11 protein-coding genes are annotated in these 13,630 nt (G+C 71.9%); 4 read left to right on the top strand and 7 right to left on the bottom strand.

Features of this window, described 5'->3' with window-relative positions:
* Positions 1-119 precede the first annotated feature (119 nt).
* Complete coding sequence (locus ACFYXM_RS19775) at positions 120-1,013, bottom strand: DMT family transporter (RefSeq protein ID WP_389290909.1); 894 nt, start codon at positions 1,011-1,013, stop codon at positions 120-122.
* Positions 1,014-1,420: 407 nt separating this feature from the next.
* Between ACFYXM_RS19775 and ACFYXM_RS19770 the strand changes: the two genes are divergently transcribed.
* Positions 1,421-3,076 (top strand): FAD-binding dehydrogenase, encoded by a 1,656-nt coding sequence (locus ACFYXM_RS19770; RefSeq protein WP_389290907.1) that lies wholly within the window; start codon positions 1,421-1,423, stop codon positions 3,074-3,076.
* Positions 3,077-3,226: 150 nt separating this feature from the next.
* Positions 3,227-4,168, top strand: coding sequence for a LysR substrate-binding domain-containing protein (locus tag ACFYXM_RS19765; RefSeq protein WP_389290905.1), 942 nt, complete (start codon positions 3,227-3,229; stop codon positions 4,166-4,168).
* Between the two features lie 120 nt (positions 4,169-4,288).
* Here the strand turns inward: ACFYXM_RS19765 and ACFYXM_RS19760 are convergent, their stop codons facing one another.
* The 6 genes from ACFYXM_RS19760 to ACFYXM_RS19735 form a co-directional block, all read right to left on the bottom strand.
* Positions 4,289-6,109, bottom strand: a complete 1,821-nt coding sequence (locus ACFYXM_RS19760; protein WP_389290903.1) for an acyl-CoA dehydrogenase — start codon at positions 6,107-6,109, stop codon at positions 4,289-4,291.
* A 246-nt stretch (positions 6,110-6,355) separates the two neighbouring features.
* Positions 6,356-7,363, bottom strand: a complete 1,008-nt coding sequence (locus ACFYXM_RS19755) for an amidohydrolase family protein (protein ID WP_389290901.1) — start codon at positions 7,361-7,363, stop codon at positions 6,356-6,358.
* Positions 7,364-7,365: 2 nt separating this feature from the next.
* Entirely contained in the window at positions 7,366-7,887 is a 522-nt protein-coding gene (locus ACFYXM_RS19750) for a 3-hydroxyanthranilate 3,4-dioxygenase (RefSeq protein WP_389290899.1), read from the bottom strand.
* Positions 7,884-8,339 (bottom strand): RidA family protein, encoded by a 456-nt coding sequence (locus tag ACFYXM_RS19745; RefSeq protein ID WP_389290897.1) that lies wholly within the window; start codon positions 8,337-8,339, stop codon positions 7,884-7,886. The genes ACFYXM_RS19750 and ACFYXM_RS19745 overlap by 4 nt, the downstream gene beginning before the upstream one ends.
* On the bottom strand, positions 8,339-9,103 hold the full coding sequence (locus ACFYXM_RS19740) for a 2-keto-4-pentenoate hydratase (RefSeq protein ID WP_389290895.1): 765 nt from the start codon (positions 9,101-9,103) through the stop codon (positions 8,339-8,341). The genes ACFYXM_RS19745 and ACFYXM_RS19740 overlap by 1 nt, the downstream gene beginning before the upstream one ends.
* A 136-nt stretch (positions 9,104-9,239) precedes the next feature.
* Positions 9,240-10,715 (bottom strand): 2-hydroxymuconic semialdehyde dehydrogenase, encoded by a 1,476-nt coding sequence (locus ACFYXM_RS19735; protein WP_389290893.1) that lies wholly within the window; start codon positions 10,713-10,715, stop codon positions 9,240-9,242.
* Between the two features lie 294 nt (positions 10,716-11,009).
* On the opposite strand from ACFYXM_RS19735, the gene ACFYXM_RS19730 reads away from it, so the two are divergent.
* Positions 11,010-12,359 carry an MFS transporter gene (locus ACFYXM_RS19730; RefSeq protein ID WP_389290891.1) on the top strand — a complete coding sequence of 450 codons (1,350 nt, stop codon included), beginning with the start codon at positions 11,010-11,012 and terminating at the stop codon, positions 12,357-12,359.
* Positions 12,356-13,609 carry a carboxylesterase family protein gene (locus ACFYXM_RS19725; RefSeq protein WP_389290889.1) on the top strand — a complete coding sequence of 418 codons (1,254 nt, stop codon included), beginning with the start codon at positions 12,356-12,358 and terminating at the stop codon, positions 13,607-13,609. The genes ACFYXM_RS19730 and ACFYXM_RS19725 overlap by 4 nt, the downstream gene beginning before the upstream one ends.
* The last annotated feature ends 21 nt before the right edge of the window (positions 13,610-13,630 follow it).

The raw sequence follows: 13,630 nt of genomic DNA, 5'->3' as shown, positions 1-13,630 counted from the left end.
CCCCATGACGTACTCGACGGTCGGCCCGGTCGTCCAGCCGCCGTCGACATCGGCGTGCGGGGCGTGCCGGGGTGTACGGTGCACCCGCCCCCCGGCCGTGCCCGGCTCCACCGCGTCGTTCAGTTCGGCTGGAGGCTCTTGTGCCGGTGCCGGCCCACCCGTCCCTCCGGCATGGCCGGATGCAGTCCCAGCAGCACGATCCCGACGACGATCGCCGCGAGCCCCGATGCCTGCCAGGCCAGCGCGACCGCGTCGGTGCGCAGGCGGTCGCCGAGGAACCCGACCCCGCAGGCGATCCCGGCCAGCGGCTGGGAGGCGGTCAGCGGCGGGAGGGAGACCCGCAGCGGGCCCGTCTCGAACGCGCTCTGGACCAGGAGCAGGCCCGTCACCCCCAGGACCACCACCCCGTACGGCTGCCACGCCGTCGGCGCGGCCGCGAACCCGCCCTCGGTGATCCGCTGGCCGGTCAGCCGGGTGAGCGCGTCCTGCAAGCCGTACAGCAACCCGGCCGCCACCGCGAGCAGCGCCGGGGCGGCCCCGGAACGGTGGCGCTTGGCGACGGCGGTGAGCAGCAGGGCGGCGCCCACGACCACGCCGATGACCAGCCAGTGCCGCAGCGGATCGGTCACCGCCTCGCCGCCGCGCGGCCGGCCCGCCACCAGGAACGCGGTGACCCCGCCCGCCAGCAGCCAGAGCCCGGACCAGCCCTGCCGGCCGAGGCGCTGCCCGGTGCGGTGGCGCGACAGGGCCATCGCGAAGAGCAGATTGGTGGCGAGCAGCGGTTCGACGACGGACACCTCGCCCTTGCCCAGGGCCAGCGCGCCCAGCACCATGCCGCAGACCATCAGCCCGATCCCGGCCAGCCAGCTCGGCACCCGCATCAGATCCAGCAGCAGGCGGGGGGAGAGGTAGTCGCTCCTCGGCGCGTGCGAGGCGGCGTCCTGCTGGAGGACGAAGCCGAAGCCCAGGCAGCAGGCGCCACTCACGGCGAGCACGAAAACCAGCACCGACACGCTTCTACCCCAAGGCAGGCCGGAAATGGGTGATTTGTATCGACGATAGCGCCTGTGACCGCCGAGCGCGGTCGGAGTGCCGCCGACCGGGCGGTTGACGTCGTGGCGGCCGGTGCAGAAGATCTGACGCACGAGTGACGACCTGGGGAGCAAGAGGGAGTGGATCGGCGAGCGGCGTCGTGCGGCTTCGGATCCGAGGCGGAGGAGGTCACCGACGCGGGGCGTCGGTGACCGACGACGACGCGGGAGGCGGAGTCGCAGGGCGTCGGGAGCCCGCTCCCTCTTGCTCCCCAGGTCGTGACTTCCGCTGAATCCCGGCGTTCGGGCCGGGCGCCGACGTGGCCCGGCGGTTCCCGCCGACGATGCCACCGAGGCCCGGCCGAACCTCCCCGACAAGGATGGAACCCATGGCGTACGACGCTGATGTGATCGTGATCGGGGCAGGGCTCGCGGGTCTGGTGGCCACCGCCGAGCTGGTCGACGCGGGCCGGTCGGTGATCCTGCTCGACCAGGAGCCCGAGCAGTCGATCGGCGGCCAGGCGCACTGGTCGCTGGGCGGACTGTTCCTCGTCGACTCGCCCGAACAGCGTCGGCTGCGGATCAGGGACAGCCATGAGCTGGCCCTCCAGGACTGGCTCGGCACGGCCGGTTTCGACCGCGAGGAGGACCACTGGCCGCGGAAGTGGGCCGAGGCGTACGTCGACTTCGCGGCCGGTGAGAAGCGGTCCTGGCTGCACGCCCAGGGGCTGCGCCTGTTCCCCGTCGTCGGCTGGGCGGAGCGCGGCGGCTACGCGGCGACCGGCCACGGGAACTCCGTGCCCCGCTTCCACATCACCTGGGGCACCGGCCCCGGCGTCGTCGCCCCGTTCGAGCGCCGGGTCCGCGCGGGTGCGGCCAGGGGGCTGGTCCGGTTCCGGTTCCGCCACCGGGTCACCGGCCTCGGCCGTACCGCGGGCACCGTCGACACGGTGACCGGCGAGATCCTGGAACCGAGCGCGGCGGCCCGGGGCACCGCGAGCAGCCGGGTGGTGACCGGTACCTTCGAGCTGCGGGCCCAGGCGGTGATCGTCACCTCCGGCGGCATCGGCGGCAACCACGACCTGGTGCGCGAGCAGTGGCCCCGGCGGCTCGGCACCCCGCCCGCGAAGCTGCTCTCCGGCGTGCCCGCCCACGTCGACGGGCTGATGCTCGGCGTCGCGGAGAAGGCGGGCGCCCGCCACATCAACCGGGACCGGATGTGGCACTACACCGAGGGCATCGAGAACTGGAACCCGATCTGGGACAAGCACGCCATCCGGATCCTGCCCGGCCCGTCCTCGCTCTGGCTGGACGCCCGCGGCAGGCGGCTGCCCGTCCCGCTCTTCCCGGGCTTCGACACCCTCGGCACCCTCGAACACATCATGAGGTCCGGCCACGAGTACACCTGGTTCGTCCTCGACCGGAAGATCATCGGCAAGGAGTTCGCGCTCTCCGGCTCCGAGCAGAACCCCGACCTGACCGGGAAGTCGGTCCGCGACGTGATCGGGCGGGCCCGCGCCGACGTACCGGCACCGGTGAAGGCGTTCATGGACCACGGGGCGGACTTCGTCGTCGAGAAGGACCTGTCCGCCCTGGTGCGCGGGATGAACGCGCTGACCGGCGAGGCGCTGATCGACGAGGCCGAGCTGCGCCGCGAGATCGTCGCCCGCGACCGGGAGATCACCAACCCGTTCACCAAGGACCTCCAGATCACCGCGATGCGCGGTGCCCGCGCGTACCTCGGCGACCGGCTGATCCGCACGGCCGCACCGCACCGCCTCCTCGACCCCGCGGCCGGCCCGCTGATCGCCGTACGGCTGGGCATCCTGACCCGCAAGTCGCTCGGCGGGCTGGAGACGGACCTGTCCTCCCGGGTGCTCACCGAGGGCGGCGGCCCGCTGCCCGGTGTGTACGCGGCGGGGGAGGCGGCCGGATTCGGCGGCGGCGGGGTGCACGGCTACCGCTCGCTGGAGGGGACCTTCCTCGGCGGCTGCGTGTTCTCCGGCCGCGCGGCGGGACGGGCGGCGGCGAAGGCCGTCGGCTGAGGGCTGTCCCGCGGCCCCGACGGGCGCCACGGCGTGCCGTACGCGGAACCGGCCCGGCCGCCGTGAGGTACCGGTACCGCCCGGCCCTCGCGGGATGTCCGGAACCGGCCCGTCCGGAGCGAGGGCGCGGATCGCGGATAGAGTCGGGGGGTGAAGATCCCGCGCCTCCTCGACGGGCGGCTGAAGTTCCGCCACCTGGTCCTCGTCGACGCGCTCTCCCGGCAGGGAAGCGTCGTCGGCGCCGCCGCGGAGCTGCACGTCACCCAGCCGGCCGCCACCCGCAGCCTGCACGAGCTGGAGGAGATCCTCGGCGTCCCGCTCTACGAACGCGGTCCGCGGGGCGTCACCGCCACCGTGTTCGGCGAGGCGTTCACCGAGCACGCGCGGGCGGTGCTGGCGCAGCTGGCCCAGGCGGGCCGTCATGTCGTGGAGCTGGCCGACGCCGACCGCGGCACCGTGATCGTCGGCACTCACCTGGCCGGATCCAATGTGCTCCTTCCGAGGGCCATCGCGGAGATCAAGAAGGAGCGCCCCTATCTGACGGTGGTCGTGCGGGAGGCGTCGCCGGAAGCGCTGCTCCTGGACCTGGAGGCCGGCCGCATCGACTTCGTCGTCGGCCGGCTCACCGTCCCCTCCGACGAGCGGATCGTGCGCCGCAAGCTCTACGACGAGTCGGTCGAACTCGTCGTCGGGGCCGGGCACCCGCTCGCCGGACGGGACCCGGTGGACCTCGCCGGGCTGGCGGACTACCCGTGGATCCTGCCGGGGGCCGAGACCGCGCTGCGGCGGGAGATCGAGGAGTTCTTCGCCCGGCACGGCATGCAACTGCCGATGAACCGGGTGGAGACCACCTCATTCCTGACGGTTCGTCAACTCCTGCTGGAGACGGATGTCGTCGCGGCACTGCCCAGCCTGATCGTCCAGGACGACCCGCGGCTCGTCAGGCTGGCGCTGCCACTGGACCCGATCAGTCACAGCGTCGGGCTGACCCTGTCGGCCGCCCGCGCGCTGGGCCCCTCGGCGCAGGCGGTGATCCGGAGCCTGGAGGACATCGCCGCCCACATGTCCCCGCGGGCCGTGGACGGCGACTGACTCGTTCCGGGCCCGGAGAGGCCCCTGGCGGTGGCGGACAGGCGGTGCGCCGGGTCCGTCGCCGGGAGGCCGCCCGGCGCACCGGTCCCGCACACCGGCCCTCCGCACCGGCCGGGGTCCTCACCGGGGCGGCAGGATGCCCTCGAACGCGTCCGGACGGTTGATCGGGTGGTCGAGGAGGACCTCGTCCACGGCGGCGAATCCGTCCGTGAGGGTCATGGCGTGGGGTGCGAGTTCCTCGACCACGTACTCGGCCGCGTCCGGGAGCCTTCGCACCTGTTCGTGGGTGAGGTGTCCCTCGGCGAGCAGGTCCCCGCTGTGGGCCGCCACCCGGCGCAGCGTGAACAGGCGGTGCAGCAGACGCAGTTGGCGCTGCGCCTCGGGGTGGGAGGCCTGGTCGGCGGCGTCCTGGAGAGCCTGGGCGGCCTGGCGGTGCGCGTGGGCGTCGACCAGTTCCAGAGCCGGTGTGACGGTGGCGTTCCACCGGTTGAGGGGGTTGCCGGCCGCTCCGCCGCGCAGCCGGGTCCGTGCGCGCCGGTGCCATATGCGCTCGATGTCGGCCAGCAGGTCCTGGAGGAAGTGCGGATCGTCGAGCTCGCGGGCCTCGGGCGGCGTGTCCTGGGGCTCCTTCGGAGTGAAGTGCCCGAGGAGCATCTCGCCGGCGGCCTTGACCCAGACGACGAGGTTGTCGCCCTCCGCCGTGATGGTCCCCTCGTTGGCGGCGAGCTGCCCCGCGATCCCGTTGGCGAGGAACAGCCCCTGCGCGCCACAGCGTTCGCGGCACTCGGTCATGACGTCGCGGGCCCGCCAGGTGATCCACCCCTTGGCGACGGCCGCGAACCGCTCCGCGTCCTCCCGCTCGGACCCGGTGGCCCCCGCCCATCGCCGCACCGCGGCGCGGTGCAGGAACGTCGCCGCGTAGGTGGTGGCGATCGCGTCGAGGAGCGGAGTGTGGTGGCTGCGGTGGGCGAACAGCGGAACGCTGCCGCCCGCCGTCACCCCGGACGTCCGCCTCGTGTGGGCGTGCCGCACCGCCACCGCGAGCGCGTGGCGGGTGACCCCGAGGCTGTAGGCGCTCATGCAGAGCTTGCCCGCGGTGACGCGGCCGATGGACTGGAGGAAACGCTTGCGGGGGCTGCCGATCGAGCTGGTGAAGACGCCTTCCGGCGTGAGGCGCCCGTGTTCGGCCTGCAACAGCGCTTCGTACGGCAGTCGGACGTGGTCGAAGGAGGTGACGCAGTGGTCGACGGGGGCGGTGGCGGTCTGCGGCAGCCTGCGTATGTCGACGCCCGGCGTCGGCAGCCCGTTCTCGTCGCCGAGCGGGGTGAGGAACAGGAAGACGCCCCGGTCCTGCCCGTCCGTCATGAGACGGGCGGCGACGACGGCGGTCTTGGGGCCGCCGGTGGGACTCGTGTTCGGCATGAACTTGCGGGCGCCCGCGTGGGGCGTGTGCAGCACGAACTCGCGCGAGGCCGGTTCGTACGTGGCGGTGGTCTCCAGCTGTGCGGCGCTGTTGCCGTGGCCGGCCTCCGTGCACAGGAAGGTTCCCGTACGCCTTAAGTCGACGAATTCGCCGATCTCACGGTCCGGGCCCGCGGGGTGGTCGAGGAGGCTGCCGAGGAAGAGGTTGTAGTGGATGCTCGCGACCGTCCCCAGCCCCGCGTCCACCGGCCCGACCCATTCGTGCAGCGCCGTGAGGCGTTCCACGTCGGCCACGAACTCCTCGGGGCTGTCGAGCGCGTCGTTGATCAGACGCAGACGCTCGTAGGAGAGCGCGGCGCGTTCGTCGGGCGGAAGCCCTTCCCGGAAGCCGAACGGTTCGGTGCCGAACAGCTTGCGCCAGGGCTCGTGGAGGCTCTCCCGCTGTTCGCCGAACAGCGCCCGCGTCAGCGCGTGGACGGTGGGAGCGGCCTGGTCGGAAGGGGGTGAGATCTTGATCATGAAGGGGAACGCTAGCTCATATGTTCGGTGCACACAGTGTGATGATCATGACGATTAGAAACCTCCGAATGACGGTAGGTAGTCGTATTGCGGTGCCGCCGGTCCCGTCCGGGACCGCGGGACATGAGGGCACCTCCTCCCGCGACGACCGCGGGCCCCGATGCCGTGAGCCCGGGGCCGCGACAACGGAAACCGGCCGGTCCGAGGGGCCGTTCGCCCCCCGGACCGGCCGGCTCGCGTGATCATTCAGCCCTGCGGACCGTCCAGCCCCAGGAACCGTTCCGCGTTGCCGTACGTGATCAGCTCCCGGCTGTGGTCGTCCAGGAACGCGCTCCTGCGGACCACCTCGCCGACCGGCCGTTCCCCGAGCGGGTACGGGTAGTCGCTGCCCACCATCACCCGCTCCGCGCCGACCGTGTCGACCAGGAGCCGCAGCGCACGGTCGTCGAAGACCACCGAGTCGACGTAGAACCGGCCCAGGTAGTGCGAGGGCGGGTGCTCCGAGGTTCCGATCACGTCGTTCCTGCCGTACCAGGCGTTCTCCATCCGGCCGAGCCAGAAGGCGAAGGACCCGCCGCCGTGCGCGAAGCAGATCTTCAGCCGCTCGTCGATCCGGTCGAAGACGCCGCCCAGGATCAGGGCCAGGATCGACAGATGGGTCTCGGCGGGCATGGCCGTGAGCCACTGCGCCATCCACCGGTCCAGACGCGGCGAACTCGCCATGTCCCAGGGGTGCACGAACACCGGCACGTCGAGCGCGGCGCAGTGCTGGAGGAAGGTCACGACGCCTTCGCTGTCCAGGTCCTGGTCACCGACGTGGTTGCCGATCTCCACGCCCCGGTGGCCGCCCGCGATGCTGCGTTCCAGCTCGCGGCAGGCCGCGTCCGGGTCCTGCAACGGCACCTGGCAGAACGGGATCAGCCGGTCCGGCGCCGGAGCGACGATCTCCAGCGCGAGATCGTTGAAGATGCGCGCTATCTTCGCCGCCTCGGCGCCGTCGCGCCCGTAGGTGAAGAACGCCGGGGTGGGGGAGACCACCTGACGGTGTATCCCGTCCGCGTCCATGTCCCGCAGCCGCGTCCCGGCGTCCCAGGCGTCGGACCGGATCCGCCGGAACTCCTTGGAGCCCATCATGATCACGGCGTCCGACTCGGACTCGATCCGCAGCCAGGGCGCGTCCGGTCCGGCCTCGGCCGTCAGATCCGGCCAGCCACGCGGAACGTAATGGGTGTGGATGTCGATCGTGCGGTCCACGCTCAGCCCTTCCCGGGGTGCAGGGCACCGCACTCCGGGCACGTACGCGCCTTCTCGTCACCGTAGAACTCGGTGAAGACCGGCGGCAGATCGGCCACGATGTCCCGCACCTGGAGCTCGACCTCGTGGATCCGCGCGGAGCAGCCGGGGCAGTACCACTGGAACTTCTCCAGGGTCCCCTCCTCCCGCACCCGCTCGATGACCAGCCCGATCGAACCGGCGTCGGGCCGCTGCGGGGAGTGCGGCACGTTGCCGGGCAGCAGCCATGCCTCGCCCTGACGGATGTGCACGGTCCGCGGCCCCTGATCGGTCATCAGGTCGACGTGCATGTCGCCCTTGACCTGGTAGAACCACTCCTCGTACGGGTCGACGTGAAAGTCGGTCCGCTGGTTGGGGCCGCCGACGACCTGGACGATGAAGTCCTGGCCCAGGGACATGGTGCGGTTGTTCACCGGCGGCTTGAGGAGGTGCTCGTGCTCGGTGATCCAGCCCTGGAAATCGATGACCGGGGGAATGGCGGTCATGAGGACACCTCCGTGCTGTGCGCCGTGACGGTCGTGCGGGGCCGCGGCAGATGCGCGACGGCCTGGATCTCGATCAGCAGATGGGGATGCGGCAGCTGGTGCACCGCGACGGTCGTACGGGTCGGGCCCCGCTCGTCGAAGAACTCGCCGTAGACCTCGTTGTATCCGCCGAAGTCGTTCATGGACACCAGATAGGTGGTGATCTGCGCGATGTCGGAGAGCTCCGCGCCCACCTCGGCGAGGATGTCGCGGATGTTCTCGATCACCGCCCGGGTCTGCGCCCGGATGTCCAGGTTCGTGGTGCCGAACTCGTCGGCCTCCACCCCCACGAACGTGTTGTCGGGTCGGCGAGAACTGGTGCCGGAGACGAACACCAGGTCCCCGACGACCTTCACGTGCGGGAACCGCCCGCGCGGGGCGGCCTTGCCCTCGATCACCCGTGAGCCGTTCATCAGCACCCCTTCATCGTGACGGAACCGACGCCCGCCACCTCGCACTCGGTGATTCCGGCCGTCAGCGGCAGCGCCGCCGTGGCCGCGCCCGCCAGCACCACCTGGCCCGCCTCCAGCGGGATGCGGCGGCGCCGGGCCATGTCCAGCAGCGCGTGGAGCGCGTTCACCGGGTCGCCGAGGATCGCGGCGGTCGAGCCCGTCGTCTCCTGACCGCCGGTGCGCAGCCGCACCGCGCGGTCGGCGACGTTCTCCACCGGTCGCCACGGGCCGATCGCGAAGGCGGACGCGGAGGTGTTGTCCGCGACGACATCGGTGTACGTGAACCGGAAGTCCCGGTACCGCGAGTCGATGATCTCGATGGCCGGAGCCATCGCGTCCACGCAGGACACGATGTTCACCGACGGATCGTCCAGGTCCACGTCCCGGGAGATCCGGTACGCCACCTCCGGCTCGGCCTTCGGGTGGATGAAGCGCGACAGGTCCACCTCACCGCCGTCCGCGATCCGCATCGCGTCGGTGAGCCGTCCCACGATCACGTCGGAGACGCCCATCTGCGCCATCTTCGCCTTGCTGGTGAAGCCCAGCTTCACGCCGACGATCCGCTCGCCGCGCGCCTCGCGCAGCGCCAGCAGAGCGGCCTGCACCGCGTACGCGTCGTCGATGTCCAGCTCATGGCCGTCGGCGAGACTCGGGGTGTCCCTGCGGGACGTCTGCGCCGTGTCCAGCCGTTGCGCCAGGATGCCGGTCAGCTCCGCCGAAATCACTGGTCGTTCCTTTCCTTCGGGGCCCGTGCCGTATCCGCACGGCGCGGGCCGGGGTCGTGACGAACGGTCGCGGGTGCCCGGCCACCGGTGACCGGACCTCGTCGATCGCTCACGGGCGATCGGCCACGTCGACCGGTCACAGCTGCACGCACACGTTCGTCGGCTCGGTGTAGAAGTGCAGGGAGGACTCGCCGCCCTCGCGGCCGATGCCCGAGAGCCCCATGCCGCCGAACGGGGAGCGCAGATCGCGCAGGAACCAGGTGTTGACCCAGGCCATGCCGACGTTCATCGCCTGCGCCACCCGGTGCCCCCGGCGCAGGTCGTTGGTCCACACCGAGGCCGCGAGGCCGTAGTCCGTGTCGTTGGCCAGGGCGATCGCCTGCTCCTCCGTGTCGAAGGGGATCAGGGCGGCCACCGGGCCGAAGATCTCCTCGCGCACCGCCCGGTGCGCGTTGCTCAGGCCCGTCCACAGCGTCGGCTCGATCCAGGAACCGCCCGCCAGACCGGGGCCCAGCTGCGGTACGCCGCCACCGGCGAGCACCTGCGCCCCGTCCCGCTCGGCCAGCTCGAAGTAGCCCAGCACCTTCTCGCGATGGGCCTGCGAGATCAGTGGGCCGGTGGTCGTCGACTCGTCCAGCGGGTCGCCCAGCCGCAGACCCCGGGCCCGCTCGGCGAGCCCCTGGGCGATGTCGTCGAAGATCCCGCGCTGAACGTAGACCCGCTCGGTGCACAGGCAGACCTGGCCGGTGTTGGTGAAGACCGACCTGGTCAGCCCGTTCAGCGCCTCGTCGATGTCGACGTCGTCGAAGACGACCGCGGCGTTCTTCCCGCCGAGTTCGAACGACACCGGGCGGACCCGGGGCGCGACGGTCCGCATGACGTGCGAGCCGGTCGCGGACGAACCGGTGAAGGTCACGCCGTCGATCCCGGGGTGCGAGGTCAGGTACTCCCCGGCGGAGCCGCCCCCGAACCCGTGCACCACGTTGTACACCCCGGCCGGCAGCCCGACCTCCGCGAGCACCTCGGCCAGCAGCGTGGCGGTGGCCGGGGTCTCCTCACTGGGCTTCACGACCACGGCGTTGCCGCAGGCCAGAGCCGGGGCGACCTTCCAGGTCAGCAGCAGGAGGGGCAGGTTCCACGGGACGACGACCGCGACGACGCCGAGCGGCTTGCGGACCGCGTAGTTGAGCGCCCGACGGCCGTCCGCGAGATCGGTGACGAAGGAGTCCTGCCCGGCGGCGGCCACCACGTCGGCGAACGTGCGGAAGTTCGTCAGGGCGCGGGCGACGTCCAGCTCCCGCGCCTGCACGACCGGCTTGCCGGTGTCCGCGATCTCCGCGGCGACGAACTCCTCGAACCGCTCCTCGATCCGGTCCGCCGCCCGCCGCAGCAGCGCCGTGCGCTCCCGCACCGGTGTCGACGCCCACCCGTCGTGCAGGGCCCGGCGGGCCGCCGTCACGGCACGGTCCACCAGCTCCCGGTCCGCCTCGTGCACCCGGGCGAACGCCCGGCCGGTGGCGGGGTCGGTCTTCTCGAAGCTGCGGTTCTCGTCGGGCTCCACGAACTGCCCGGCGACGAAGTTGCGGATCCACCGCCCAGTCTCTGCCGTCATGGGTCCCACTGTGATCCCCGCCGTCATGCCGTACAAATGCGATTTCTGTGGAGAGCCATAGCAGATTCGTCATACCGGCAGGACGGGTGTCGGCGGGCGGCCGAGCCGACGTGCCGATGTCGGAGTGGTCGCCTCTGCTATACCCGAACGGGTATGACGAGTCCCCAATTGGTTATTTGTGCGTCATGTCTCAGGGCATCAGGATCCACCGTTGACGACGGGTGAAGCCAGGCCGTCGTAGCGGCTGTCCGGAGCGAACCGCCCCAGCCCGCCATCCAAGTGATAGGTCACCCCGTGAACACTTCACCTCGCGAAGAAAGCCCGGGCGAAGCCCGAGCCACCGCCGGCAGAACCGCGCTCGCCACGCTCGCGGGCACGACCCTGGAGTGGTACGACTTCTTTCTCTACGGCACGGCCGCGGCACTCATCTTCAACCAGCAGTTCTTCCCGTCGCTGAGCCCCGCCGCCGGCACCCTCGCCGCGTTCAGCACCTTCGCCGTCGGCTTCATCGCCCGTCCCCTCGGCGGACTGGTCTTCGGTCACTACGGGGACCGCATCGGCCGCAAGGCGACGCTGGTCGTCTCCCTCGTGCTGATGGGCATCGGCTCCACCCTCATCGGAGCCATCCCGAACTACGACACCATCGGCTTCTGGGCCCCGGTCCTCCTGGTCGCCCTGCGCATCGTCCAGGGCATCGGCCTCGGCGGCGAGGGCGCCGGAGCGACACTGATGTCGATGGAACACGCACCGCGCGGCAAGAAGAACCTGTACGCCGGCTTCCCGCAGATGGGCACGCCCGGCGGACTGGTCCTGGCCAACATCGTCTTCCTCACCACCAACGCGCTCGTCGGCGACCGCGCCTTCACCTCATGGGGCTGGCGCATCCCGTTCCTGCTCAGCTTCGTGCTCGTCGCCGTGGGGCTGCTGATCCGGCTGCGGGTGACCGAGTCCCCGTCCTTCGACCGCGCGCGTGCCCGCGACGAGGTGGTCAGGTTCCCGCTGGCGGAGTCCTTCAAGGTCGGCCTGCCCCGGCTGGCGCTCACCCTGTTCGCCGTCGTGGCGAACTCGGCCGTCGCCTACGTGTTCATGGTCTTCACCCTGTCGTACGGCTCCCAGCACCTCGACTACGACAAGCAGTTCCTCATCGTGAGCGTCACCGTCGCCGCCACCCTGTGGTTCGCGACCATCCCGGTGTGGACGAAGATCGCCGACCGGCACGGACGGCGCACCATGTTCATCGGCGGATCCGTCGCCATCCTCGTCTGGTGCGTCGCCTTCTTCCCGCTGCTGAACACCGGAAACTCCGCGCTCGCGGTGGTGGCGCTGCTCGGCATGGGCCTGATCATCCCGGTCACCCACTGCGTGCAGGGCAGCATCATCGTCGACACCTTCCCCGTCAACGTCCGCTACTCCGGCACCTCGCTCATCCTCCAGGCCGGCGCGATCCTCGGCGGCGGTCTCGCCCCCATGATCTCGACGGCGCTCCTCAACTCGGGCGGCTCCTCGACCGGGGTGACCTGGTACCTGGTCGCGATCTGCTCGGTGAGCCTGGCGGGCGCCGTCGCCCTGTTTCGCCTGGTGCCGGAAGGGGCGCCGGAACCGGCGCGGGCCCCGGCCGAGCCGGCGCCCGGGAGCGCCGCGTGACCGGCGCGCCGAGGTCCGGTCCGGGCGAGGGCGCGGACCGGACCGGTGCCCGGGTCCACCGGTCGGGCCCGATCCGCTACGCCGTGGCCGAGCGGTTCGGCCGGCCGCGGCCGGTGGCCGGGCACGACACCCGTCCGGCGAGCGGCGAGATCTGTCCGCAGCCGCCGTCCCGGCTCGACGCGGTCATGGGCCCCCCGCTCGACCGGCGCCCGCAGGGCGAGGACTGCCTCGGCCTCACGGTCACCACACCCGCCCGCGACGGCCGGGCGCGGCCGGTGATGGTCTGGTTCCACGGCGGCGGCTTCAGCAGCGGCGGCGGCCTCATGGACTGGTACGACGGAGGAGCGCTCGCCGCCGAGGGCGACGTCGTGGTGGTGTCCGTCAACTACCGCCTCGGTGCACTCGGTTACCTCTGCCTCGACGGGGTCTGCGAAGGCGACCTGGGCCTGTACGACCAGCTCGAAGCGCTCCGGTGGGTGCACCGGCACATCGCCGAGTACGGCGGCGACCCCGCCGACGTCACCGTCTTCGGGCAGTCCGCCGGGGCCCTCTCCATCCGGCTGCTGATGGAACTGCCCGAGGCCCGCGGGCTGTTCCACCGCGCGATCCTGCAGAGCGCCCCGCTGGCGATCACGACCCGCCCCCGCGCGGAGGCGACCGCCCTCGGACGCCTCTTCGTCGAACGGCTCGCGGTCCACGCCCCCGGCGCCGACCCGCGCACCGCCGACCCCGCAGCCCTGCTCGCCGCGCAACGGGACACCGCCCTCGCCCACCGCGCCCGTTCCGGCTCCACCCTGGAACCGCCGTTCGGACCGGTCCGGACGCCCGGCGCGGCACTCGATGCGGGCGTGCGCGGCATGGACGTCCTGTACGGCTGGAACGCGGACGACATGACGGCCTTCCCCGAGGAGCCGAACGAGGACGGCGATCCGGCCGGGCCGACCCGCCGGATGTACGAGGAACCGCTGACCGCCCTCGGGCAGCGGCTGGTGCGCGCCGGGGCCCGGGTCCACGCCTACCGGCTGGACTGGCGCCCGGCGGGCTCTCCGTTCGGTGCCACCCACTGCCTGGAACTGCCCCTGCTCCTGGGCACCCGGGCCGCCTGGCGGAAGTCCCCGATGCTGGGGGACACCGAATGGGACGAGGTGGACGAGCTGGGCCGGGCGATGCGCGCCGCCTGGGCCGGCTTCGCGCACACCGGCCGCCCGGGCGCCGTCCCGCCGCCCCTGACCTGCCGGAAGGTCTCCTGACCCGCCGCGGTCCCGGTCCGG

The sequence above is a fragment of the Streptomyces sp. NPDC002476 genome, assembly GCF_042889785.1.
Classification (GTDB): domain Bacteria; phylum Actinomycetota; class Actinomycetes; order Streptomycetales; family Streptomycetaceae; genus Streptomyces.
The sequence above is the reverse complement of the archived record's forward strand: the minus strand, read 5'-3'. Positions and strand labels throughout refer to the sequence as shown.